Consider the following 25,768-nt stretch of genomic DNA (forward strand, 5'->3'; position numbering starts at 1 on the left):
ATAGAAGGTATCCCCCTTCACATATGCTTTGCACGAAAGAAACCTGAAATTATTCAGGTTTCTTTTTTTCTTTCCACGGCTGAGCTCCATACGTTGTGATTTTTTTATGAATGGAGTATATGGCTCCCGGAAGAATCGCCATTAATATCGTGCAACTAATTCCTAGTCCAGTAAACAACTTAAATCACCTTATTTCACTCTCTTCGGTAAAGCTGAACCTGAATGCTCAATTGTCGGATGAACATGAACAGTAACCTCAGCATTACTAAAATAATTTTCACCTTGATCCCAATTCTTATCTATCTTCTTCCATTCTTTATAATTATGCCGCTTATATACTTCCCCTAACGCTAATACATCTACCTTATATTTTTTTTGAACAAGCTTAATAGATTTTTGGATACGCTTCTCCATTTCCTCCGCAATGGTTTTCTTTAATCGCTTTTCATTCATAATTTGTTTATGATCACTAAAATGCAACTCTGCTAAGGTCCCTTCCAAAGATAAATGGATATCAAACTTCGGTTTTGTAGCATTTTCCGTAGATACTTTAATCTTTCGGTGCATCTTATGAATTTCGTATGTAACAAGCTGACCTTGTTTACGGATAGTATAGAACCCTCCAATTTTTTTACCTATTACATAATTCATTCCTAATGTTTCTTCTCCATTCAAACTACCTACACACTTATTATCTTTTCCACGAAACAACGCTGCCCCGTTCATTTGTACCCCCTGCTTTGTTAGTTCGAGAATAGGTAATACGAAACTTTGGTTAGTAATCATTTTTTGCTGTACCTCACCAATTCTTGCAGCTTCAATCATTTGAGCATTTTTCGGAGGATGCTCAGCTAACATATCAATATACTGTGCCGGTAAGTTCTCAGGCTTGGCACTCTGCTTTAAAATAGCTTCTGCATTTTTCTTAGAAACGAACAAACGAATATTTCTTCTCATCTCGTGATCACGAATATATACATCTAACGTATTTTGTAAAACATATGGATTCGCTAGTAAATCTTTAGAAAAAATTATCACTTGTATATGCGGAAAGAATAATGAGCGACTAATTTTTTTAGCAATAATTCGTATTTGCTCAAAGACACTATCTGCTTTCGCACTAACATTAATATAATTTTCACCATCTCCACCGCCTTGGCCACCTTGTTGCGCTAACTTACTCGGAAGTACCATCTGATACGTCCCTTTCATAATTGGATTTGATTTCTTTGCCTTCACAATATCGTAAGCTGCGCCTACTACAAATCCTCTTTCTTCTATTTCTTCTAGCTCAGAGCACCCACTTATAGATCCAGCTAAAACCATAACCATTATAATTTTAAGAAGGTGTTTCATTTCTACCATTCCTTCTTTTTATTTTATATACAATAAAAACTAACAAAGGCGCTAACACGACAAACCCCATATCTATCCAAGCTAAATAAGTCCCATAACTTGACAAAGCATTCAAATTACTAGGTATCATATTCGCCATAAAAATAATCGGAGCACTTACAAAAATGAAAATATGTTTCTTCACTTTCGGAAACATAGCACAAAATAATAAAGATGCGACGTCATAATACATTGCTGTAGTGTTATAAATAGTGATAATCCAAGTAGTAAAAAAAATGGCATCAAATCTTTCTAAAAAACCTCCACCAATTTCAATTTCTTTACCCAATTCAATTGTTGGATACGTCAATCCACGGGTTGTCATATACGTAAAAACGCTAATACAAGTTACATAAATTAAAATGTACGACAGCACATTTACCATCACTGCTTTTGCAACTGCCATTGGCGCTTTTTTCGCTGTCTTATCGTTCAACATCACAGCATAAAACAGAGCTACCTCAAATCCGATAAATGTGAAAATAGAATTTTTAACTCCTATCGCATATTGACTTATGTTCGTTTGAAAAGCCGGTAGTAAATTGTTTATTTCCATTAAATTCACATTCAATAAAGAAAGCAACACTATCGCAATGAACACGATAGGTAAAAATAGAACATTTAACCTTACTAAAGCCGCTCTCGATCCTGCTACTCCATAAATAACAACTAATAAGAAGAAGAAAGAGAGTAGCTGTATTGGTGTATCACTAAATAAATATGTTTGTGAAATAATTGCAATCATTCGCGATTCATATGCGGTCAAAGCAGCAAATGTTAATACTAAAATGCTACTAATTGTGTATGCAACAGGCTTCGTCAAATGTGCACTTGTATATTGAACAAAGTTTTGTTTTGGGAATAAAATAGCTATCCTCGTTACAAACCAACCTAAAACCGCACATATCAATCCACCCAAAAGCAAAATAATCCAACCATCCGAAAATAAAGTTTGGTCAGCAATATCTCGAGGCATAGATAATGCACCTATACCGATAATTGTTGACGATACCGCAAAACCAAGTTCCCGAGATCCAATTTCTTCATCCCCATATTCAAATGGTTTCAATTACTCTCGCTCCTTTGGACGTAGTGTAGAGTCTTTCGTTTGTAAATATTCTGGTCTCTCTTTTAACATTGATTTTGGTAGGCGAACCAATTCTTCTTCCCAATCTTTATAAAAAGCAGGAGCAATAGGTGTTGTATACGGTACCCCAACACTCTTTAAATTTGTAATATGGATTGCAAGTGCAATAAGAGCTAAAATGATTCCGTATAACCCAAAAGCAGTTGCAGCTAACACGAAGACGAAAAGTAAAATTCGAAATGTAATCGTAATGCTATATACAGGAAGTGAAAATGTAGCAATTGCGGTAACCGCAATAATAATTACTAAAAACGGATTTACAATCCCCGCATTTACTGCCGCTTCTCCAATTACAAGACCGCCTACGATGCCAATTGTTTGTCCCATCGGTTTCGGAAGCCTAATCCCGGCTTCTCGTATTAATTCCATCGTTAATGCCATCATTAACGTTTCTATATAAGCAGGAAACGGTACCCCTTCTCTCGCTCCCGCAATGGAATAAGCTAGTTTAGATGGAATAAGCCCTTGATGATACGATACAAGCGCTACGTACATGGCAGGTAATAAAACAGCAGCAATACCTGATCCCATACGTAACATTCTTAATAACGTTCCAATTATCCAACGCTCATAATGATCTTCTACAGATTGAAAAATATCAACAAATACTAGTGGAGCTATAAGAGCAAATGGTGACCCATCTACTAAAATGGCCGCTTTCCCTTTCGCCAATGCAGCCACTATATTATCTGGTCTTTCTGTATTTAAAAACTGCGGAAACGGCGATAAATTATTATCTTGAATTAATTGCTCAATCGTTCCTGTCTCAAAAATGACATCTGTCACTATTGATTGAAGACGCCGATCTAGCTCGTTTACGATGTAAGGGTTAATAATATCCTCTATATATACTAGGGTTACTTCTTTCTGCGATCGCTTCCCCATAATATAAGATTGAAACCGTAACTTCGGATCACGTAAACCACGGCGAATTAACATTTTATTCACATTAATATCTTCATTTAACCCAACCCTCGGTCCACGAATTAAATCTTCTGTCACTGGCGGTTCTAGACTTCTTTTCTCCCAAGCCCTACTGTTAACAACAATAGCCGTTTGAATATTATCAATTAATATGACTGTATCTCCTGCTAAAACCGCATTTATAATATCTGGAAAAGTCGTCTTCATACCGACTTCTGCAATAGAAATAAAACGATCCAATAATGTCTGAACCACAGCTGCTTCATTTGGTATTTCTTCATATTGAAGTGTACGCACTACATATTTATAAACATTATCCTTATCTGTCAATCCACATAAGAAAACAACCGCACAACGTGTAAAACTACCAGCAAGAGCAACTTCTCTAATTGTTAAATCATTAGGTGAACCTAACTCATCTCTAATTTCCTTCATAACTTCAAACAAGTTACCTTTTAGCTCTAACAATTTCCCCACCTAACTTCCTTTTCAACAAGTTTTTAGTTAGATTCCGCTAATAGAAGAAAATATATACAAAAAAGAGCTATCTCTTTTCGAAGATAGCTCTAACATACGAATTACTTTTCTACTATTATATTGTCGGTCTTTACAGATACATTTCTTGTGAATCCACTAACTACAAACATCACAATAATGTTAACTAACAACGCGACTATACCTACATTCAAATCTTTCATATACTGCGGGACACCCGGGAACATCGTAGCTATAGTAGAACCAGATAAGGTGATATATGCGACAATTAACAACCCAATTCCCATCCCCGCAATCGCACCTTGTTTCGTAATAATTTGACGAGGAAACAAACTACATACAAGCGCAGGGAAAAGTTGCGTAACTATACTGTATCCCATTAAAAGAAGAGCCCCTATCGTTTCTCCCCCTTTAAATGTAAACAATACTGCAACAAGCGTTACAACAGGTACAAATAACTTAGCTACTTTTGCAACTTGTCTATCTGAAGCAGATGGCACCATTGTTCGATAAATATTTTTTGCTAACAACGTAGATGCCGCCATAACAAGCATGGAACCTGGAACTAATGCCGTTAACACTCCTGCACTACCAATAATCCCAATAAACCAAGGATCAAACGTTTGAAGAGCCAGACGGAATAATGAAAGATCTACATCCGCTCCCTTTAACCCTGGAACTTGCAAGATAGCAGCAAAACCTGCAAAGAACACAAAAAGCAAAACTAAAGAATAGAGAGGCATAATTGCTGCATTTTTCCTAAATACTTTTTCACTTTTCGCTGAGAAAGCTGAGGCAAATGTATGAGGCCACATATAAAAACCGAGAGCCGTTAATATAATAGTAGAAACAAACCAAGAAATACTCATTCCCTTTTCAGGTAAAGATAAAAAACCCGGTTTTGCAGCTTCTACAGCTTCAAACATCGGTTGAAATCCTCCGTAATAGTGATACGGTAAATATATACCTAAAAACATAACGATGAATAGTATCATAATGTCCTTCAAAGCAGCTGTCCAAGCCGATCCATGTATACCTGAAACCATTACATAAATAGTTATAACAATAGCACCAATCCATACCGCAATAACAGGTGTCACTCTTCCATAGGAAGCTTCCGAAACGATAATTCCTAATCCCTTTAATTGCAAAACAAGATACGGGATAATCGAAATAACACCAATAATTGAAACAATTACCCCAAGCGTCTTACTCCTGTATTTCTTCGCAAAGAAATCTGATTGTGAAATGAGGTTATGTTCTTTTGCATACTTCCAAATTGGAGGCAATAAGAAATACGATAAAATATAAGCTAATGCACCATACCCTAAAATATAAAATGTAGGAGCTCCTTTACTATAAGCCCAGCCACTTCCTCCTAAAAATGTGAACGTCGTATAAATTTCCCCTGCCATAAGGAGAAAAACGAAAATAGTTCCAAATCCTCTTCCTCCAACTGACCATTGTTCTAAATTCATATCTTTTCCATGTTGTGCCCGAATTCCTAAAAATAGTGCGAGAAACAAAAATATAATAATGATAAATAATGCAGTCATTTTACGTCCCCCTTATTAGCAGGATCGAATACGTACACAAGACCCATACAAAGAGACGTAATGAGCACTGATAATAGTACCCAAAATAATAAAAATGGCATCCCCCATACGTAAGGAGTGACCAAATTTGCAAATACTGGTCCAACTACTAAACAAAGAACTGGAATAAGTGCTAGCACGTGTATTTTCTTCATCTCATTCTCCTTTACTTATAAAATTCATAATGGATGATACAAAGACTTCCACTCCAATTGGTAATGCGTCTTCGTCAATTGTAAAACGAGGGTGATGATGCGGATATACAATTCCCTTCTCTTCATTTCCTGCCCCTATAAAAAAGAACGTCCCTGGTGCCTTTTGTAAAAATGCTGAAAAATCTTCTCCTGCCATCGTTGGTTGTAAACGAACAACCCTTTCTCTTCCATAAAGCTGTAATGCTGTATGTTCAATAAGCTCTGTAACTTCATAATCGTTCACAACTGGGCGATATCCATATTCATAAGAAAATGTATACTTAGCACCGTAGGATTCTGTAATATGTTTTACAATCCTTTCAAGCTTCTTCTTTGTTTCTTCTCTTAATTCATGCCTTAAACTTCTCACTGTCCCTTCAATCTCCGCTTGTTCCGGGATAACATTATGAGTTGTCCCAGAATGAAATTGTGTAACAGATACTACGAGAGAATCTAACGGATTCGTGAGGCGAGATACAATTTGCTGAATTTGCGAAACTACTTGCGCACCAATGGCGATACTATCAACTGTTTCATGCGGAATTCCAGCATGCCCACCTTTTCCCTCTATCGTAATTTTAAAAACGTCCGGCGCCGCCATCGCAGGACCATAAATTACACCTACTTTTCCAACCTCTAATGACGCCCAAAGATGAGCACCAATAATATAATCCACACCTGTCATCACTCCCGCTGCGACCATTTCCTCTGCACCGCCCGGAAAGTTTTCTTCTGCATGTTGAAATAAAAAGCGAATCTCTCCTTTAACTTTCTCTCTTTCCTCTACCAACTTATGTACTACACCAAGCAATATTGCCATGTGACCATCGTGACCACACGCATGCATCACACCTGGATATATAGAAATAAAATCAAACTTATTTTCTTCATGAATAGGAAGAGCATCCATATCAGCACGAACCGCGATAGTTTTACCAGGCTGCCTACCAATTAACCTTGCCATTACACTATATTTAGTAGGCCTTGAGACTTCTAAATACGGGATTTCCCGAAGTATGTCGAATACAAATTGAGATGTTTTTTCTTCTTGAAAAGATAACTCTGGATACTTATGAAAATGCCTTCTCCACTCAATCAACTGATTCTTTGATAAAACAAGTTCCTTTGCGACATCCATTTCTCTTCTCCCCTTCTTTACCAAGTTAAATGTTATTATAGCGTGAATCGTTAACTTCTGAAAGAATTTTCAGAATTTTCTATAACGAATATTCAAAAAGAAAAAGCCATCTCAAGATGACTTTTCATTTTATCCCGCTATTTGTGGGCAGTAAAACTCCCACCTCAAAATTCGGCTGGAGCAAAGAAGTTAGGTGGGAGATTAACTGCCCGTAAACGCCCGATTGGTGAGGGCTGATAATCAGTGGGGGATGAACAAAACCCCCACTGATTATAGTTTCATTTTATAAAATAGTAATTGCTTGTTTCCCCATTTGCTCCCATGCCTTTTCAAATTCAGCACGAGGAACAGCTTTTCGTGGATTGTTTGCAAGAGGATCATTTACGTATACAAAGTTTTGATCATATCCAATTACTACAACACTATGCTCATAATATGTAATTTTCACTTCACCTGAACTCGTATTCCATGTTTCAAAACTACTTTCGGCTAATGGTTTAAACGTTGTATTAATAATTACCCATACTGGAGAACCAGAACTAATTACTTTATATAGATCTTGCACGTCTCTACCCGTTAAATTAATTACTTTTTCAGGAACATACTTTTCTGCTAAATTAAAAATCGGTTGATTATATACACCGTATCCCGGCTCAGCTTTCGTGTAAATATTTCCAACGAATCCCTCATACGGATTTCCATGCAAACCATCTTGTTTAAATGGAACGCGATGAATTTCACTAGCAAGTTGCATCTTATCTACTTGTACACCTTTATGTTGTAGTAGCATAGTTAAACTTGTCACTTCACAACCTCTAGGTAATTCAGGTAACTGTCTAATAAACGGAACCTCTGTAATCATTGCACTTTCTTTCATCTCAGAGAAAAGGTCTAACCGAAATTCTTGTGCCTTTTTCATAATTTTATCTTTCTCGAAAAAGAACACGACAGCAAATATAATACCGAAAATAAAAATATATTTTAACTTTTTCATCATAAACCAAACTCCATTATATCAATTATTTTAAAGGCACAACTCCTATCATTGTACCTTTCTTCTTACTAGTTTGCTAGAAAGATTCTGTGAATTATTATTCACAAATACCTTTTTAAAATTCCGATTGTTTGAAATAGAAAGAAAAAATATAATTTTTCAGAATTTTTTACTAGAAAACAAAATTATTAACCTAGTGAAAGAATCACGTTTCCTTCACTAGGTTAATAAACATTCTAAGGTATTTAGTCATAGTTAGTTTTTCCTTTACATACTCAGTTCACAACAAAATAAACCAAGTATGTTTTTCACCCCCACTAATGATTAAAAGCACCGAATAAAATCTAGTTAAAACATACAAAAAAATATGGGGGGAGGGACATATGAATCAACAAGTAGAACAAGCAGAATTAAAATACCGCACACCACTTTATCCAATAGTTCCAATCGTAGCTTTCTCACTCAATTTCCTTACATTTGTTAGTTTAGCTTTCATTCCAGATCAGAGAATTGCTCTTTATTGCGGGGTTCCATTTATGATCATTTGTTACATTTTATACCGAGTTAAAGTTTCGGAAAGTTGTCACATTTGAGCAAAAAGGAAATATAACTCAGGTAACAAACTGAATATATTAAAAATTCAGTAATTTTCCTTATGATAAGATAATTTTTTTCTATTTATTGGGTATGTTGGTATAACTTTATTTATCTTAAAATTCTCACAATTACGTTTTTATTTGGAAAATAGTTTACAATGTTATCAAGTTACAAATGATATTCACCTTAAAAAGCGTGCATTTGTGTCTATTTTTTAACAATATAACAAAAACTATTGCCATCTATAAATTAATAGGTTTATATTGTTTTATTGGCATAGTTTCAATCCAAGGAGAAAGGAGATTTTCAATCGTGCAACTAAAGAAAGCATTTTGGAAGTTGGCTTCGCTTCTTCCGTTATCATTACTTCTGTTCCTCGGTGGCTGTGATAAAAAACTCGCAGTATTAAATCCGCAAGGACCTGTTGCAAAAGCACAGTATGATTTAATTGTTTGGTCATTCTTGCTTATGTCATTAATTATCGCAATTGTATTCATCTTGTTTACAGTCATCTTGATTCGTTATCGTGAAAAACCAGAGAATATGGACTATGAGCCACCTGATCAACATGGTAACACATTATTAGAAATCATTTGGACAATTATTCCTGTTATTATCGTTATCGCATTATCGATTCCAACAGTTAAAGCAACTTATGCTTCGGAAGAGGTTCCGCAAGAGTCCAAACATATTAAACCAGTTGAAATTTATGTTACATCTGCAAACTGGAAATGGTTATTTAGTTACCCGGAGGAAAAAATTGAAACCGTTAACTATTTAAACATCCCAGCTGGTGTACCAATTCAATTTAAACTGACTTCTGTAGGTCCAATGAATGCTTTCTGGGTACCAGAACTTGGTGGTATGAAGTATACAATGGATGGCATGATCATGGACTTATATTTACAAGCTGACAAACCAGGTTCTTACCTAGGTCGTAGCTCGAACTTCTCTGGTGAAGGATTTACTCACATGGAATTCGAAGTTGAAGCAAAAACTAAAGAGAAATATGATAAGTGGGTAAAAGAAGTACAAGAAACTGCCCCTAAATTATCAGAAAAGAAATACAACGAAATTATTAAACCTGGTGTAGTGGGGCGTATGACGTTCTCTAGTCACCACTTAAGTTATGTAGATCCAAAATCACTTGAATATTGTGATTACAACTACTACAAAAACAAAAAATAATAGCTATTATTCCAACAGATTGGAGTGAACACAGTGAAGCTTGATGAATTTTTTGTCACAGGTGACCCGATTATTTACGGAGCTGACGCTTCTATCGTTCTTGTGACATTAGCGATTCTTTTCGTACTAACAAAGTACAAAAAATGGAGATGGCTTTGGGATGAGTGGTTGACAACTGTTGACCATAAAAAAATAGGGACCATGTATATTATCTCTGCCGTTATAATGTTATTCCGTGGTGGTATGGATGGTTTAATGATTCGTGCCCAGTTAACATTCCCGGAAACAACTTATTTAAACGCTGAACACTATAACGGAATCTTTACAACACATGGTACGGTAATGATTCTTTTCATGGCAATGCCATTCGTTATGGGATTAATGAACCTTGTAGTACCATTACAAATTGGTGCTCGTGACGTTGCATATCCGTTCTTAAATGCTTTAAGTTTCTGGTTATTCTTTGTCGGAGCAATGTTATTCAACATCGCTTTCGTAATCGGTGGTTCTCCAGACGCTGGGTGGACTTCTTACTTCCCAATGGCAGGTACAGAGTTTACTTCTGGTGTAGGAAATAACTACTACGCAATTGCATTACAGATTTCAGGTCTCGGTACGCTAATGACCGGTATTAACTTCCTTGTTACTATCTTAAAAATGCGTACACCTGGTATGAAATTAATGAGAATGCCAATGTTTACTTGGTCAATCTTAATTACAACAATTATCATTATTTTCGCTTTCCCAGTATTAACAGTTGCTCTTGCATTAATGACATTTGACCGTCTATTCGATGCTCACTTCTTTACGATGGCGAGCGGCGGTATGCCAATGTTATGGGCCAACCTATTCTGGGTATGGGGTCACCCTGAAGTATATATTGTTATTTTACCGGCATTCGGTATTTTCTCTGAAATCATTAGTACATTCTCACGTAAACGTCTATTCGGTTACAGTGCGATGGTGTACTCGATGGTTGCAATTTCTTTACTAAGTTTCGTCGTATGGCTTCACCATTTCTTCACTATGGGTGCAGGTCCAGCGGTTAACTCATTCTTCTCGATTTCGACAATGGCGATTTCGATTCCAACCGGTGTTAAGATCTTTAACTGGTTGTTTACACTGTATAAAGGACGTATTCGTTTTACAGTTCCAATGCTTTGGTCATTGGCATTTATTCCAAACTTCGTAGTTGGTGGAGTTACAGGGGTTATGCTTGGAATGGCAGCAGCTGATTATCAATACCATAACAGCTACTTCCTAATTGCTCACTTCCACTACGTATTAATCGCAGGTACAGTATTCGCTATGCTTGCTGGATTCACATACTGGTATCCAAAAATGACAGGTCATATGTTAAATGAACGCCTAGGTAAATGGACATTCTGGATCTTTATGAGCGGATTTAACATCTGTTTCTTCCCAATGTACTTCTTAGGTTTAGACGGTATGACTCGTCGTATGTACACTTACTCTGAAAGTCTTGGATGGGGCTGGCTAAACCAAATCGCATCTGTTGGTGCTGTAATGATGGCTATTGGCTTCCTAATCCTTTGCTATAACGTAATTTGGAGTGCACGTCACGGTGAGCGTGACACAACTGGAGATCCATGGGACGGCCGTACACTTGAATGGGCAACTCAATCTCCTGTACAACATTACAACTTCGCGAAACTTCCTGAAATTAAAGAAGCTGATGCTTTCTGGTTCATGAAAAAACGTGGAGAAACAATTACACCAACAGCAGATGAATTAAAACCAATTCACATGCCAAGTAATTCTGGTGTGCCTATTATTGCGTCTTTATTCTTCGGTCTTGCAGGTTTTGCATTAGTATTTAGCTGGTTCTGGATTGCAGCAATCGGTGGTATTGGTATTTTAGGTTGCTTAATCTATCGTTCATTCGATTATGATGATGGCTACTACGTAAGCGTTGATGAAATTAAAGAAACAGAACATATAGCATGAGAGGTGAAATGACATGGCGGCTTTAGATAAAAGCTTACCTTTGGAATATCAATCCGAGCAAAGTAGATTGAATATCCTAGGATTCTGGATTTTTCTTGGGGCTGAAATTATGCTGTTCGCAACACTTTTCGCCTCTTATCTAGTCCTTGCTGGTCGTACGGCTGATGGCCCAACACCAGCGCAATTGTTTGAAGTTAAAACACTTTTAATTCAAACACTGTTACTTTTAACAAGTAGCTTTACATGTGGGATCGCAATTCACGAAATGCGTAAACACAATCAAAAAGGAATGTTAGCTTGGTTTATCCTGACTTTACTTTTAGGTGCAGGCTTCCTATTCTTTGAAATTGAAGAATTCATTTTGTACGTTGGTGAAGGTGCAACGATTCAAACAAGTGCTTTCTTATCGGCATTCTTCGTTCTTCTTGGAACGCATGGTGCCCACGTAACAGGTGGTATCATCTGGGCAACTTGTGTTATTATCCAAATTTTAAAACGAGGTTTAACACCAGTTACAGCTCGTAAAGTATTTATTATCAGCTTATACTGGCATTTCCTTGATCTTGTTTGGGTCTTTATTTACACACTAGTTTACTTGAACGGGATGGTGGCGTAAATGGGTCAAAATAACAACCAAGCAAACGAGCATGGGCATAGCGGATTCCCATGGTCACACGTTTTCGGATTTATTTTATCGCTTGCACTAACGTTTCTAGCGTTATACGTGGCACTTTACACAAACCTGCCACTTTCAACGATATTAACAACTATCATCATAATGGCAGTTGCGCAAGCGTTATTACAATTAATTATGTTCATGCACTTAAAAGAAGGAGAAGGAAGAATTCAAGTTCTTACAATGATATACAGTTTCTTCGTTGCAACTGCAACAGTTAGTCTTACTGTATGGATCTTCTTCTCAATGTAATTTGCATGAAAAGACTGCTGGGATTCCTCAGCAGTCTTTTTTTATCCCCTATTAACGAGCAGTAAGACCCCCACTGATTAAAGTTTCACTTTATCCCCTCCCCTATTACATCCACATTACGGAATTAACAACAAAATCATGAAAAATATACTTATTATGACAAATGTTAAGAAAACTCTTTCTTTATGAAATCGAAACCATATCCGTTGCTTTTCTTCCTATTATATGGCTAAATAGTTACTATATTTATTTGAAGGGAGAGAACGCAATGGAACATCATTCTTCTGTTCTATCACTTATGGTTGTCGTCGCAATCGCGTTTTTCGTTCCCCTTTTGTTACAGCGCTTTAAATTAAACGCACTTCCTATCGTTGTTGCAGAAATCATCGCAGGAATCTTTGTAGGTAAAAGTGGATTTAACATCATTGAGCCAGACATGTGGCTTCAAGTCTTATCAACACTAGGATTTATCTTCCTAATGTTTTTAAGTGGTTTAGAAATTGACTTTTCGATCTTTAAACAAAAAGGGAAAAAGAATACGACAAACGAACCGAACACATTCCAAGCAGCAAGCATTATCTTCTTGTTTATTTTCATTTTATCTTATGCCCTATCATTAATATTCGTATGGCTAGGATTCGTAGACAATGCAATGTTCATGACTTTAATTATTTCAACTATTTCTTTAGGTGTTGTCGTACCAACATTGAAAGAAAATAACTTAGGAAAAACCGCAATCGGGCAAATCATTTTATTAGTCGCTGTTATTGCAGACTTAGTTACAATGATTTTACTCGCTGTATTCGTCGGATTAAATTCCGAAAGTGGCCAAAGCATGTGGCTTCTACTTCTTCTATTCGGTGCTGGTATTGTAATTTACTTTGTCGCAAGACGTTTTAAAAATATTCCATACCTAGAAAGCTTAAAAGCCGGTAGTGTACAAATTGATACACGAGCTGTTTTTGCACTCATCTTAATATTAGTTGGATTATCTGAATCTGTTGGGGCAGAAAATATTTTGGGAGCCTTTTTAGCAGGTGTACTCGTATCTTTATTATCACCAAATGAAGATATGGTTGAAAAACTTGATTCCATCGGATATGGCTTCTTCATTCCTATTTTCTTCGTAATGGTTGGTGTAAATCTAGAAGTATGGTCTATTTTTAACGAGCCTTCTAGTATGCTAATGATCCCAATTCTAATTGTGGGACTCTTTATTTCAAAACTGTTGCCATCACTCGTCTTACGAAAATGGTACCCACGCAATATCGTACTCGGAAGTGCTATTTTGTTAACATCAACACTTTCTTTAGTTATCGCGGCTGCACAAATCGGTGAAAAGCTAGGCATCATTAGCCCAAGTTTATCAGCATCTCTTATTTTAAGTGCAGTTATTACTTGTATTTTTGCACCTATATTATTTAAAAAGATGTTTCCAAAAGTCGAAACACCAAAACCGAAAGTATCTATTATTGGTGCAAGCAGAATTACCCTTCCGTTATCACTTGATTTAAAACGTGAAGATTATGACGTGACACTATATATGATACGTCAAAATAAAATAAATGATGAGGAAGCGAAATCTCATGACTTCCCTATTGTAAAATTAGATGAGATTACTATTCAATCTTTAATGGAGCAACAAGCTTTCGAAGCAGACCGTGTTGTTGTTGCGACAAGTGATGATGAACAAAACTTATTATTAGCAGAACATGCAAAAGAATTAGGTGTTGAACACGTCATCGCAAGTGTAGAAGATCCCCTTCTACAAGAAAAAGCGACTCAAGAACATATCGCTGTATTCTCGACTATTAACTCTACACGTATTTTATTACGTGCACTTATTGATAAACCGAGTCTCGTTCGCTTGATTACAACAGCAAATGAAACGGTGCGTGAGGTTGAACTACGAAGTAATAAATATAATGGCTTAGCACTTCGTCGCCTTCCGTTTCTAGGTGATGTACTTGTCATTCAAATTTACCGTGGTAATAAAGCATTAATACCACATGGTGATACGAAGTTACAGCATGGCGATACTTTACTTGTAACGGGTTCAAAAGAACATATTGATACAATGAAAAACATATTAGAATAGAAAATGTCCCTCACATAAATGAGGGGCATTTTTTTCAATTTCATATGGTAAAATGTTACTATCACATATTATGGGGATGAATCACATTATGTCTATTTCAACTTTAGCTCTCTTATTATTAGCAGAAGTACTCGTCGCCATTATTCTCATCGGTATTAGCATTGAAATTTGTAGTTATGGATGGAAAAAATCGAATGGAATTAAGTACTTTTGTCTCTTAATTTCACTCCTTCTCGGAACAGCTAGCATACTAGGACTTCTCGTTGCACCCGCATATTTCTTCTTACAACTTATAGAAAAAGGCTTATAAGAAAGGATGATATTATGATTACAGTGAAACATATTGATGCATCTGAAACATACTTATTACGTCAAAAGGTTTTGCGTCCCAATCAATCATTAGAAGATTGTAAATACGATTCAGATTACGAAACAGACGCCTTTCATTTAGGTGCATTTTTATATGATGAACTTGTTAGTATCGCCTCTTTCTCTAAAGAAATACATCCTGATTTACAAGCTGGTACCCACTATCGTCTACGAGGAATGGCAACATTACCTAATTTCCGAAACCAGCATGCTGGCAGCTCCTTAACCCGTAAAGCTGAACAAGTCCTCCAAGAACGCGAAGCAAATATTCTATGGTGTAATGCCCGAATTACCGTAGCGGATTATTACAAACGATTAGGCTTCCATGAGCATGGTGAAATCTTCGAGATTGATCCAATAGGACTACATAAAGTAATGTATAAAGAAATATAAGAAAAGCTTTCTGCATATTGCAGAAAGCTTTTCTTATATTTCATTTTCACTTTTTATTTTTTTCATATATATGTATATAAACAAACTAGGAACTAAAAAACAAGCAAACATAATAAGTCCTGTTATACTAATTTCCTTCATTGAAATATCCGGTGTTACAATGATACAAATAGCTAACAGTCCAATAACAATCCCTACTGGAATTAATAATAGTTTCATGAAATAACTACGGGATACTCCCCCTGTATGTTCATACACTTCCACCGAATTTTTTAAGTTTAAAAAGTTAATAACTATTATCCCGCCCATAAATACCATTAATAAATCCGAAACACTTTCATATCCTGCCCCTTGCAAGACATAGCGGTAAAAAACAATACTTAGTATTACGATATTTTGTAAGATGAAAGCCAATCTAACATGTTTTAACCCCTCGATCATTAAACGTTCATCTTTCATGATTTTCACCCTATCACTCCTTTTCCTCCCAAAACAAATCATTCAATGTTTTATCTACCACATAACAAATTTTCAAACATAAATCTAAAGACGGGTTGTATTTCCCCTTCTCAATTAAACTAATCGTTTGCCTTGTAACGCCTACTTTTTCTGCTAATTGTTGCTGTGTTAAATCTAACTGAACACGCGCGACTTTTATTTTACTTACAGCCATTCATGTTCCTCCTCTACCTTTATAGTAACATATATATTCCATTAAGTAATTTATATTTTACGTAATTGATTTGTTTTTTTCACTTTATTATACACAAAAAAGGAGCCCCTCATAAGAAGCCCCCTTTCCTATCTCTATACTATAAGAATAAATGACATCCAAATAAAATTGTAAATAAATATAGTAACGGATGTACTTCCATCCCTTTCCCCTTCACAATTTTTAATACTGGATACACTAAAAATCCAATTGCAATTCCATTTGCAATACTAGACGTTAACGGAATACCAACGAAAATTAAAAATGCTGGTAATGCATCTTCAAATTCATTCCAATTAATATCACGAATGCTTTGTGCCATTAAACTACCTACAATAATTAATGAAGGAGCTGTAATAGCAGCTACACTTGATAAAGACGCGATAACAGGGCTGAAAAATGCCGTTATAATCGTTAGACCAACAACTACAATACCTGTTAATCCAGTTTTACCACCTGCAGCAATACCAGCTGACGATTCAATCGTTGCTGCTGTTGGGCTTGTTCCGAAGATAGAACCTGTCGTTCCGCCAATCGCATCTGCAATAAACGCTTTGCCAAAACGTTTCTCTGTATTATCTGTAATTAAACCAGCTTGTTTAATTAAACCGAGTAATGCACCTGTCGTATCAAATAAAAGTACAAGTAAAAATGAAAATACAACACCATATAATCCATACTGAATTACATCTGAAAAAGCATTGATTGGATTTGAAACGATAATACCCTCTGGTAAATGAGGCATCGCTACAATTTTATCCTCAAACTTCAGTTGCCCCGTAAAGAAGGCGATAATTCCTGTTACAATCATACTAATAAATAATGCACCACTCACACGTAATACCATTAATACTGCCGCTAAAATTAAACCAATTAAAGTTAAAATAACGGCTGGAGAATGAAAATCACCAATCGTAACTAAGTTAGATGGATGATCCACGATAATTCCAGATAGACGTAATCCAATAAAAGCAATAAATAGTCCAATTCCGCCTGCAATTGCATGTTTTAAACTGTCAGGAATTGCGATAATTAGCTTTTGCCTAAATGAAGTGAAAGATAATAAAAGAAAAATGATACCTGTTACAAATACTGCCGAAAACGCAATGACATACGTAATCCCCTCTGCCTGTTGAACGACAGAATAAGCAAAATATGCATTCATCCCCATAGCTGGAGCAATAACAATTGGATAGTTAGCTAAAAACGCCATACATAGCGTCCCAATAACTGTCGCAATAATAGTTGCCGTAAACGCTTGATCAAATGGTACACCTGCATCAGATAATATTTTCGGATTGATGACAAGAATATACGCAAATGTAAAAAAAGTTGTGATGCCCGCTAAAAGCTCTTGCTTCACAGAAGTGTTATATTTTTGTAATTGAAACATGGCTATGTACCCTTCCTACACCTGAATTATTATCACACATTCTTTTCTTACTAGTATGTGAGAAAATATAATACTTAATCTTAACAATCAATAAAAAGGAGAGTCAATATATTCTCTAATAGTGAGAATTTTAAGTTTAAGTCTGACAAGTTCAGATGTAGTACAGTTCATTTTGATTATTTTTGTAGCATAACAGATAGAAATGTTTTATAATTTGAAATAGTTAAATATTTAGGTAGCTCATTCTACAAGGGGGATTCTTCTTATGCAGCACACAAACAAATCTGGAACTTTAAATCGAGGTTTAAAAGAACGACATATTACTTTAATGTCACTCGGTTCGGCTATTGGCGTTGGGCTATTTTTAGGATCTGCTTCTGCTATTAAACTAGCTGGTCCTTCCATCTTACTAGGTTATATGATCGCTGGACTCGTTATTTTTTTCATTATGCGAGCGCTCGGAGAAATGGCAATTGAACAACCGGTTGCCGGCTCTTTTAGTAAATATGCTAATGATTATATCGGCCCACTTGCTGGCTATATTACTGGTTGGAACTACTGGTTCTTATGGGTTGTTACTTGTATGGCTGAAATTACGGCGGCTGGAATTTACATGCAGTACTGGTTCCCAGATATCCCGCGCTGGACTTGGGCACTACTCGCTCTATTATTAATGAGCGCTTTCAACTTCTTATCAGTAAAAGTATTTGGAGAACTTGAGTTTTGGTTTGCTCTCATTAAAATTGTCACAATTATCTGTATGATAGTGATTGGCTTTGGTATTATTCTATTCGGATTTGGAAATGGCGGCGTTGCAACTGGAATTTCAAATCTTTGGGAGCATGGAGGTTGGTTCCCAAATGGCTTCTCTGGATTATTGCTTTCCTTACAAATGGTATTATTCGCTTATTTAGGGGTCGAACTTATCGGGGTTACAGCTGGTGAAGCTCAAAATCCAAAAAAGACACTTGCAAAAGCAATTGATAACGTATTTTGGAGAATTTTATTATTCTACGTTGGAGCTCTATTCGTTATGATGGCAATTTATCCTTGGAACGAATTTGGTGAGAAAGGAAGCCCCTTCGTACTAACGTTCCAGCAAATCGGTATTGCAAAGGCAGCAGGTATTATTAACTTTGTCGTTTTAACAGCGGCTCTTTCATCTTGTAACGGTGGTTTGTTTAGTACAGGGCGTATGCTATTTACTTTGGCACAACAAAAGAAAGCTCCTGAAAGATTCGGTCGTTTAAATAAAAATGGCATTCCAAGTCAAGGTATTGTAGCAACTGCGATCGTTTTACTTATTGGCGTTATATTAAACTATCTCGTTCCTGCAAAAGTGTTTACATGGCTAACTAGTATTTCAACTTTCGGAGCAATTTGGACTTGGGGTATAATATTAGTCGCTCAAATTAAATTCCGTAAAGGATTGCCAACTGAGAAAAAAGACAAGCTAACGTATAAAATGCCTTTACATCCATTAAGCTCTTACTTCTCACTTGGCTTCCTTGCACTTGTACTAGGTATTATGGCGTATTCAGAAGATACACGAATTGCATTAATCATTGGCCCAATTTGGCTTATCGGCTTAGCTATCGTGTATTACATGAAAGGGTTTCATAAGATCGATGAAACACCTAATTCAAAAATTAGTTAAACCTATGGTCTCTTCCTAATTTACTAGGGAGAGATTTTTTCATTATTCACACAAATATTTCTCAATCGAATTAACGTTATCTTTACACTATTTAATATTTTCTATCTTTATTTTTACAGAAAAATAAATTACATTATTAAAGCACATATATTTATTATTAGGGGGATTCTTCTATGAAGAATAAAAAATGGATTCAATTTTCTTTAGCAACAGCAATTACAATCAGTTTAGGAAGCGCTTATGTTCCATCTACTTATGCCGAAAGCTCTGTAGATCCAGCTCCTGAAATTGCTGCAAAAATTGTAAATCAAAACAATGGGAAAAAAGTATTATTCGATAATACGCACGGTCAAACTGCCGGGACGGCTGATTGGGTTATTGATGGCGGTTTTTCTGATTTCGGAAATGGCATTGCCCAAAACGGATATCATGTAAAAGAACTTCGTAAATCAGAACCTATTACATACGAAGATTTAAAAAACTACAATGTGTTTATCGTTCCAGAAGCTAATATTCCTTACAAAAAATCTGAACAAGATGCAATGTTACAATACGTGAAAAATGGCGGCAGTATCTTCTTCATTGCCGATCATTATAATGCAGATCGTAATAAAAACCGTTGGGACTCTTCCGAAGTATTCAATGGATATAGACGCGGTGCTTGGGATAATCCAGCAAAAGGAATGTCAAACGAGGAAGCAAATTCACAAGCTATGCAAGGAGTCGAAAGCTCTGATTGGCTATCCAATAATTTCGGTATTCGCTTCCGCTATAACGCACTTGGTGATGTTTCAGCTAAAAATATTGTTTCACCTGAACAATCATTCGGAATTACAGAAGGTGTATCATCTGTAGCCATGCATGCCGGCTCTACTCTTGCGATTACAAATCCAAAACTAGCGAAAGGCCTTGTATATCTTCCAGAAAATCCATCAAAATGGAATAACGCTGTTGATAGCGGCGTTTATAACGGTGGTGGCGTTGCAGAGGGTCCTTATGCTGCTATCGCAAAAGTAGGACTTGGAAAAGCTGCCTTTATCGGTGACTCTTCTCCAGTTGAAGATGCGACGCCAAAATATGTTCGTGAAGATTCTGGCCAAACAAAGAAAACTTACGATGGTTATAAAGAAGAAAACGATGCTGTTCTATTAGAAAACATCGTGAATTGGCTAGCGAAGCAAGAAACATTTACAAGCTTAGATCAAGTAAGTGGTTTACAACTTGATGCACCTACAGCTCTACAAACATTTGAACAACCAAGTTTATCAACAGAACCACAACCAGAACCTTGGAGTGCACCAAGTCAAGGTTACCAGTGGTTCAATACAAATACTTTCAAACCAGGTTCATACGGCTATAACGGTGCAGTGACAACGAGTGATTACGTAATTACTCACCCTAGCATTCTACCAAACAATGAAGTGTTCCAAATGACGATTCAAGTAAATAACTTATTACCAAATACAACGTACAATAATTATTCTTTAGGTATTTTCACAACTGGCGGAACACAAGTAGCAAAAGTTCAAAATACAAATGGTACTTGGCCGTCTTCTTTCGGATATAGCAGTACATTCTCTTTCATAACAAATAACCAAGGATCTGCTGAAAAAATTGTGAACGTACAACTTGCCCCAAATACAACTGGACAAGCAACACTTCGCCTAAGACAAAACACAACAGCTAAATATAATGAGGCTGTAACGATTGGTAAGAAGTAAAGGAAAAGAAAAGGCAATCCGTAAAGGGATTGCCTTCTTCTCACTTCTCTTCTTTTGAGAAAAACATTCTTGAAATAACGATACCTATACTACCTACGATTAAGAATAACACCGCCCTAATCATCATCGACACCTCTGGTAGGTCGAGAAGGAATAACTTCCCTACTGTTACTACTAATACGACTAATCCAGCATATAATATTTCGTTCATCTGTCTATAACGGCCAAACCAAACTGCAAATAAAGCATATACCATCCATAATAATGATACAGATACGCTAATTATACTTCCATCTGTAGAAAGAACTTCACCGATCCTAGTAATTGTAATAAATACAATAACCATTAACGAGTAGAGCGCTATAGAATAAACATATTTACCTAAACTCGCTAACACTTCTTTTGCTTGTATCATGCAATAATAGAACGTTCCTATTAAAATAATATGAGCGACAAACCCTGCTGAAATGAACTCATCAAACGGGCTAAAAATCGTCTGTACCATTCCAATCGCATAAATCGTTGCACCTACATACAACTTAATATTTTGCTTTACTTTAATAGCAGTAACCATACCGAGGAAACCTTGTAACAATAATACGATCGCTGCATTCACCAAACTGTACTCGTATAAAATCGCTAAACTAAATGATCCCATTGCAAAGCCAAATATTAGATTTGAAAATACAGAATGTTTATTCTTCCTATATTCAAGTACAAACATAACAGCATGCACAAATGCACTTATAACTAATCCCCACGTTGTAAATTCAGGAATTTGAGAAATGGCTAAAATAAAGAAAACTGCATTCGCACTAAATATCGCCAATCGTGCTTCTTGTATAAAACTTCTCTCCGAAAACATATGCCAAAATAATAGTAAATGAATTGCACCGTATACAACTGTTAACTGTACTTGCACATTCTCTACTAATATTGACATAACAACAAAGAAGACAAATAGGACAATTGCCGCAACAACATAAGAAATCATATACAAGTACTTATAACGGTTTCTCAATGCATACCATAATAGGCTAATTGTTAATATCGTCTCATAACTAAAGAAAATATACGTATTAGGAGTCGTACTATTTAACAAGAAAGGAACAAAAAATGCTCCCACCGCCACGAAAATAGCGAGATATTCCGATCTATATCTTTTCGCTAAATAAATCCCTAAAATAACCCATACAATATTACAGATAAACGCAATACTTGCAGGAATAAACTCATATAAATAATGTGCCGCAAACGTTGTTAAAACAATTCCCGTAATACTTCCTCCAGCTAATACTAACCCTAACGCTTGCCGCTCTCTTTTAATTTGTATATCTCCTACGTAATACAAACCGGCAGATAGTACTATACCAAACAAAACTCGTATCGCTGGTGTCAATAATCCGGCATCTACCCCTGCTTTGAATAACCAAATAACGCCAAGTAGCATAATACCGACAAATATGCGTGGTAACCACGTTTGACAAAACTTTATAATATTAAATGGTTCTGGTTTAAATGCAGATATATCTACTTGTTTCACCTCTGGCTCTTGCATGGACTTCCTCGTCTTAACTACATCTTCTTGTAACTTTTCATTACTTACCGCTTCAATATATTCTTTCTTTTCCTTATTAACATTTTGTTGAACTTTATCTACTTCTATTTTTCTTTGTTTCGCTTTCAATTCATAAAGTGTCTCTTGCATCGTTTCAATTGCCGTTTCGAGTGCTTCTATTTTCTTGTTTAAATCCTTCTTCATATGCTCCCCCCTCATCACTCATGTAAAAGCTATATATTACCAATTACCTTTATCATACTATTAGTCTATTCATTTTCAATACTATTTTTCCAAAAAAAGAAAGGTGTTTTCCGAAATAGGAAAACACCTCTTACTTATTTCTTCTTATTTAAAACAATACTCACGATGACACCAATACAAGCACCTATAATAGCTGGAACAATCCATCCTACACCTTCTGTATAAAACGGAATGTATTTCAATACTAGTGTCCACTGATTCATCATCACATTTTTATTGAAAATATCGATTGCACTAAATACCGCTACAATCCCAACTGTTACTGCATATACGTATGCATACTTTCCAATATACTTATGAAATAACCCTAAAATAATAAGCGTTAGTGCAACTGGATAAATAAATCCAAGAATCGGTACCGATACTTTTAAAATTTGCGTTAATCCTAAATTAGCTAAAACCATACTAACAAAACTTAATATAAATGCCCAAACTTTATAAGATACTTTCGGAAATACACTTGTGAAAAATTGACTACAAGACGTAACAAGTCCGATTGAAACACATAGACAAGCGACAGTAAAAATAAGACCTAATAAAACTAACCCACCTTGTCCAAATAATGTCGTCATAACTTGTGCTAACACTTTCGCACCGTTATCAAATGTACCCAATGAACCACTAATTGAACCAACATATCCAAGAATGACATAAATAATAGTTAGTAATAGTCCTGCTCCAATACCAGCAATACTCATATATTTCGCTAAACCTTTATCATCCGCTACACCTTTTGCACGCAGAGCATTTGCAATAACAATCCCAAATATTAAAGCTGCTAACGCATCCATCGTTAAATATCCATCTAAAAATCCTTGGAACATAGGAGCTTGTCCATAATTTCCTGCAGGCTCTTTCACACTGCCTACTGATGTAAACATACTTTTTATAAATATAATAGCAATCATACATAATAATAAAGGCGTTAACACCTTTCCAAACAAGCCCATTAATTTAGACGGTGATAAACTTAACCAGTAAACAATACTAAAGAAAATAGCCGTGTACAATAACAAAACTACGCTACCCGCTTCTGGGAACAACTGGCCTGGCCCCATTTCAAAAGCTAAACTCCCTGCACGTGGTATACCAAGACCTGGTCCAATAAATAAGTACACAATACACGGAAAAATAATTGCAAATGAAGAATGAACCCTGCCTGCTAACGTTTGAAAACTCCCTGCTTTCGCAATAGCGATAACACCTAATATAGGAAGCCCTGTTGCTGATATAATAAAACCTAACAATGCAATCCATACATGTTCTCCTGCTTCATATCCAAGGAAAGGTGGAAATATAAGATTTCCGGCCCCAAAGAACATAGAGAATAACATAAGACTAATAAGCAAAATTTCTTTTTTCTGTAACAATTTCATTTCTTTCTCCTTCTTCAATTTCACCTTACATGAAATCAATTCCACAAATAAAAAAATGCGGTAATCCGCTTCCTTACAAAGAAAACATAGTCCATAGTCTATCACAAAAGAAACACCCATTCTATAGCTATTTCCCTTTTCAAATTTCTTCTGAAAAATCAACCTTTATTGACTTATAATAGTTAATAAGGTAAAATATTAACCATACAATACTATTAACTTTGTTTTTTGCTTGTGTCAGGAGGAAAATATTATGGAATCAGCGATACAACTAGAAAGAGAACAACAAAGAAAAAAGAAACATCCTCCAGGTTTATACTTACTCTTCTTTACAGAAATGTGGGAAAGGTTTAGTTACTATGGATTACGAGGATTATTAACATTATATTTAACAACAGCTTTAGTAAGTGGTGGTCTTGGGTTTAGTCCCGCTTGGGCACTCTCTATTTACGGATTTTATACTGGTGCTTGTTATTTCACACCATTGATCGGTGGATACTTAACGGACCGTTTTCTAGGCAAACGAAAAGCCATCACAATTGGTGGTATAACAATGGCAATCGGTAACCTTACACTATTTGCCTTGCAAAACCAAGTCGGTCTATACCTCGGATTAGCGCTTATTATTATCGGTAATGGATTCTTCAAACCGAATATCTCTACACTTGTTGGAGAATTATACGAAGAAAATGATCCAAAACGTGATAGTGCATTTACAATTTTCTATATGGGTATTAACGTCGGTTCATTTTTAGCTCCACTCGTTTGCGGGTTTTTATCAGAAAATTTATTCAAAACAACAATAGATGGCGTTGCTCATTTCGGATTCCGTTACGGTTTCTTAGCCGCTTCAATCGGAATGATCATTGGACAAATTTTATTTACAACACTATCAAATCGCTTCCTTGGTGATATCGGTAAAAAACCAACTCGCGATTTGCAAACGGCTGCTGGACAACAAACAATAGGAAATACACCGTTAACAAAAAAAGAAAAACAACGTACAACAGTTATCGTCATTTTAACATGCTTTGTTGTCTTCTTCTGGGCTGGATTTGAACAAGCTGGTAGTTCGTTAACATTATATACAAACAAATTTGTAGACCGCTCTGTGTTCGGATGGGAAGTTCCAACATCTTGGTTCCAATCGGTCAATCCGTTATTTATTATTTTACTTGCACCAGCTATTTCAGCATTATGGGCGAAACTGGCAACTAGAAAAAATGGTGACATGAAAATCCCAACAAAAATGGGACTTGGTATGATCTTACTCGGTATCGGTTATATTGTTCTTGTTATCGCTACGTTAAAAACAGGCAGTGACGAACATAACATTACAGAAAAAGCAAACTTACTATTTATCGTCTTTACGTATCTTTTCCATACGTTAGGTGAGCTATTCTTATCACCTGTCGGGCTATCAATGGTTAGTGCTCTCGCTCCAGTAAAACTTGCTTCTTTATTAATGGGAGTATGGTTAGCAAGCTCAGGTATTGCTAATATTTTAGGCGGACAGCTTGCAAGCTTCACAACTTCACTTGGATATGCTGAAGTATTCACAGTTATTGGCGCTGTGGCGATCGTTTTAGGTTGTGTTTTATTATCAATTTCTAAGAAATTAGTGAAATGGATGGATTAAAAAAGAAGGTTCACTCTTTAAAGAG

General features: G+C 36.0%; 22 protein-coding genes and 1 pseudogene. 11 read left to right on the plus strand and 12 right to left on the minus strand.

Going from position 1 to position 25,768, the window contains the following annotated elements; genetic code table 11:
• Positions 1–189 precede the first annotated feature (189 nt).
• From I6L50_RS00960 to I6L50_RS00990, 7 genes are all read right to left on the minus strand, one after another.
• Positions 190–1,356 (minus strand): Ger(x)C family spore germination protein, encoded by a 1,167-nt coding sequence (locus I6L50_RS00960; RefSeq protein ID WP_219300031.1) that lies wholly within the window; start codon positions 1,354–1,356, stop codon positions 190–192.
• Positions 1,340–2,464, minus strand: a complete 1,125-nt coding sequence (gene gerLB, locus I6L50_RS00965; protein ID WP_219300033.1) for a spore germination protein GerLB — start codon at positions 2,462–2,464, stop codon at positions 1,340–1,342. The genes I6L50_RS00960 and gerLB overlap by 17 nt, the downstream gene beginning before the upstream one ends.
• The gene (gene gerLA / locus I6L50_RS00970; protein ID WP_113937938.1) at positions 2,465–3,943 is read right to left on the minus strand and encodes a spore germination protein GerLA; all 1,479 of its coding nucleotides are present in this window, start codon (positions 3,941–3,943) and stop codon (positions 2,465–2,467) included.
• A gap of 101 nt (positions 3,944–4,044) precedes the next feature.
• On the minus strand, positions 4,045–5,517 hold the full coding sequence (locus tag I6L50_RS00975) for a sodium:solute symporter family protein (protein ID WP_219300035.1): 1,473 nt from the start codon (positions 5,515–5,517) through the stop codon (positions 4,045–4,047).
• Complete coding sequence (locus I6L50_RS00980) at positions 5,514–5,711, minus strand: DUF3311 domain-containing protein (RefSeq protein ID WP_219300037.1); 198 nt, start codon at positions 5,709–5,711, stop codon at positions 5,514–5,516. The genes I6L50_RS00975 and I6L50_RS00980 overlap by 4 nt, the downstream gene beginning before the upstream one ends.
• Before the next feature lies 1 nt (position 5,712).
• Positions 5,713–6,888, minus strand: coding sequence for an amidohydrolase (locus tag I6L50_RS00985; protein ID WP_113937935.1), 1,176 nt, complete (start codon positions 6,886–6,888; stop codon positions 5,713–5,715).
• A 283-nt stretch (positions 6,889–7,171) separates the two neighbouring features.
• Positions 7,172–7,882, minus strand: coding sequence for a C39 family peptidase (locus tag I6L50_RS00990; RefSeq protein ID WP_033708611.1), 711 nt, complete (start codon positions 7,880–7,882; stop codon positions 7,172–7,174).
• Between the two features lie 407 nt (positions 7,883–8,289).
• Here I6L50_RS00990 and I6L50_RS00995 point away from each other — a divergent pair.
• The 8 genes and pseudogenes from I6L50_RS00995 to I6L50_RS01030 form a co-directional block, all read left to right on the plus strand.
• Positions 8,290–8,509, plus strand: a pseudogene (locus tag I6L50_RS00995) (amino acid permease); the annotation flags it as partial.
• A gap of 282 nt (positions 8,510–8,791) precedes the next feature.
• Entirely contained in the window at positions 8,792–9,667 is an 876-nt protein-coding gene (locus tag I6L50_RS01000) for a cytochrome aa3 quinol oxidase subunit II (protein ID WP_002010605.1), read from the plus strand.
• 33 nt (positions 9,668–9,700) lie between these two features.
• Positions 9,701–11,635: a cytochrome aa3 quinol oxidase subunit I gene (gene qoxB, locus I6L50_RS01005; RefSeq protein WP_002063826.1), complete on the plus strand. Its 1,935-nt coding sequence runs from the start codon at positions 9,701–9,703 to the stop codon at positions 11,633–11,635.
• Between the two features lie 13 nt (positions 11,636–11,648).
• On the plus strand, positions 11,649–12,251 hold the full coding sequence (qoxC, locus tag I6L50_RS01010; RefSeq protein WP_002029841.1) for a cytochrome aa3 quinol oxidase subunit III: 603 nt from the start codon (positions 11,649–11,651) through the stop codon (positions 12,249–12,251).
• On the plus strand, positions 12,252–12,563 hold the full coding sequence (gene qoxD / locus I6L50_RS01015; protein WP_219300039.1) for a cytochrome aa3 quinol oxidase subunit IV: 312 nt from the start codon (positions 12,252–12,254) through the stop codon (positions 12,561–12,563).
• Positions 12,564–12,831: 268 nt separating this feature from the next.
• A complete protein-coding gene (locus I6L50_RS01020; RefSeq protein WP_219300041.1) occupies positions 12,832–14,661 on the plus strand; it encodes a monovalent cation:proton antiporter family protein in 1,830 nt (609 codons plus the stop codon).
• A gap of 52 nt (positions 14,662–14,713) precedes the next feature.
• Positions 14,714–14,971, plus strand: coding sequence for a DUF4022 family protein (locus I6L50_RS01025; protein ID WP_002010596.1), 258 nt, complete (start codon positions 14,714–14,716; stop codon positions 14,969–14,971).
• 14 nt (positions 14,972–14,985) lie between these two features.
• The gene (locus I6L50_RS01030; RefSeq protein WP_219300043.1) at positions 14,986–15,423 is read left to right on the plus strand and encodes a GNAT family N-acetyltransferase; all 438 of its coding nucleotides are present in this window, start codon (positions 14,986–14,988) and stop codon (positions 15,421–15,423) included.
• 33 nt (positions 15,424–15,456) lie between these two features.
• Here I6L50_RS01030 and I6L50_RS01035 read toward each other — a convergent pair whose 3' ends face one another.
• From I6L50_RS01035 to I6L50_RS01045, 3 genes are all read right to left on the minus strand, one after another.
• Positions 15,457–15,891, minus strand: coding sequence for a hypothetical protein (locus I6L50_RS01035; protein ID WP_219300045.1), 435 nt, complete (start codon positions 15,889–15,891; stop codon positions 15,457–15,459).
• A gap of 4 nt (positions 15,892–15,895) precedes the next feature.
• Positions 15,896–16,096, minus strand: coding sequence for a helix-turn-helix transcriptional regulator (locus I6L50_RS01040; protein ID WP_002204406.1), 201 nt, complete (start codon positions 16,094–16,096; stop codon positions 15,896–15,898).
• Between the two features lie 139 nt (positions 16,097–16,235).
• The gene (locus I6L50_RS01045; protein WP_002029772.1) at positions 16,236–17,528 is read right to left on the minus strand and encodes an NCS2 family permease; all 1,293 of its coding nucleotides are present in this window, start codon (positions 17,526–17,528) and stop codon (positions 16,236–16,238) included.
• Positions 17,529–17,793: 265 nt separating this feature from the next.
• Here I6L50_RS01045 and I6L50_RS01050 point away from each other — a divergent pair, with 265 nt between their 5' ends.
• On the plus strand, positions 17,794–19,185 hold the full coding sequence (locus tag I6L50_RS01050; protein ID WP_219300046.1) for an amino acid permease: 1,392 nt from the start codon (positions 17,794–17,796) through the stop codon (positions 19,183–19,185).
• A gap of 173 nt (positions 19,186–19,358) precedes the next feature.
• Entirely contained in the window at positions 19,359–20,906 is a 1,548-nt protein-coding gene (locus tag I6L50_RS01055) for a DNA-binding protein (protein WP_219300048.1), read from the plus strand.
• Positions 20,907–20,946: 40 nt separating this feature from the next.
• On the opposite strand, the gene I6L50_RS01060 is transcribed toward I6L50_RS01055, so the two are convergent.
• A complete protein-coding gene (locus tag I6L50_RS01060) occupies positions 20,947–22,668 on the minus strand; it encodes a DUF2339 domain-containing protein (protein WP_219300050.1) in 1,722 nt (573 codons plus the stop codon).
• A gap of 134 nt (positions 22,669–22,802) precedes the next feature.
• Complete coding sequence (brnQ1, locus tag I6L50_RS01065; RefSeq protein ID WP_444992561.1) at positions 22,803–24,104, minus strand: branched-chain amino acid transport system II carrier protein BrnQ1; 1,302 nt, start codon at positions 24,102–24,104, stop codon at positions 22,803–22,805.
• Between the two features lie 253 nt (positions 24,105–24,357).
• Between brnQ1 and I6L50_RS01070 the strand changes: the two genes are divergently transcribed.
• A complete protein-coding gene (locus I6L50_RS01070; protein WP_061689184.1) occupies positions 24,358–25,743 on the plus strand; it encodes a peptide MFS transporter in 1,386 nt (461 codons plus the stop codon).
• Positions 25,744–25,768: the final 25 nt, after the last annotated feature.

Origin of the sequence: Bacillus sp. FDAARGOS_1420 (assembly GCF_019344915.1) — a bacterium.
Taxonomy (GTDB): Bacteria; Bacillota; Bacilli; order Bacillales; family Bacillaceae_G; genus Bacillus_A; species Bacillus_A mycoides.

Coding starts and splice junctions, on each gene's coding strand:
- I6L50_RS00960 (WP_219300031.1), bottom strand. CDS start 1,356: ATGAAACACCTTCTTAAAATTATAATGGTTATGGTTTTAGCTGGATCT.
- I6L50_RS00975 (WP_219300035.1), bottom strand. CDS start 5,517: ATGACTGCATTATTTATCATTATTATATTTTTGTTTCTCGCACTATTT.
- I6L50_RS00980 (WP_219300037.1), bottom strand. CDS start 5,711: ATGAAGAAAATACACGTGCTAGCACTTATTCCAGTTCTTTGTTTAGTA.
- I6L50_RS00985 (WP_113937935.1), bottom strand. CDS start 6,888: ATGGATGTCGCAAAGGAACTTGTTTTATCAAAGAATCAGTTGATTGAG.
- I6L50_RS00990 (WP_033708611.1), bottom strand. CDS start 7,882: ATGAAAAAGTTAAAATATATTTTTATTTTCGGTATTATATTTGCTGTC.
- qoxC (WP_002029841.1), top strand. CDS start 11,649: ATGGCGGCTTTAGATAAAAGCTTACCTTTGGAATATCAATCCGAGCAA.
- qoxD (WP_219300039.1), top strand. CDS start 12,252: ATGGGTCAAAATAACAACCAAGCAAACGAGCATGGGCATAGCGGATTC.
- I6L50_RS01020 (WP_219300041.1), top strand. CDS start 12,832: ATGGAACATCATTCTTCTGTTCTATCACTTATGGTTGTCGTCGCAATC.
- I6L50_RS01025 (WP_002010596.1), top strand. CDS start 14,714: ATGTTACTATCACATATTATGGGGATGAATCACATTATGTCTATTTCA.
- I6L50_RS01030 (WP_219300043.1), top strand. CDS start 14,986: ATGATTACAGTGAAACATATTGATGCATCTGAAACATACTTATTACGT.
- I6L50_RS01040 (WP_002204406.1), bottom strand. CDS start 16,096: ATGGCTGTAAGTAAAATAAAAGTCGCGCGTGTTCAGTTAGATTTAACA.
- I6L50_RS01045 (WP_002029772.1), bottom strand. CDS start 17,528: ATGTTTCAATTACAAAAATATAACACTTCTGTGAAGCAAGAGCTTTTA.
- I6L50_RS01050 (WP_219300046.1), top strand. CDS start 17,794: ATGCAGCACACAAACAAATCTGGAACTTTAAATCGAGGTTTAAAAGAA.
- I6L50_RS01055 (WP_219300048.1), top strand. CDS start 19,359: ATGAAGAATAAAAAATGGATTCAATTTTCTTTAGCAACAGCAATTACA.
- I6L50_RS01060 (WP_219300050.1), bottom strand. CDS start 22,668: ATGAAGAAGGATTTAAACAAGAAAATAGAAGCACTCGAAACGGCAATT.
- brnQ1 (WP_444992561.1), bottom strand. CDS start 24,104: ATGAAATTGTTACAGAAAAAAGAAATTTTGCTTATTAGTCTTATGTTA.
- I6L50_RS01070 (WP_061689184.1), top strand. CDS start 24,358: ATGGAATCAGCGATACAACTAGAAAGAGAACAACAAAGAAAAAAGAAA.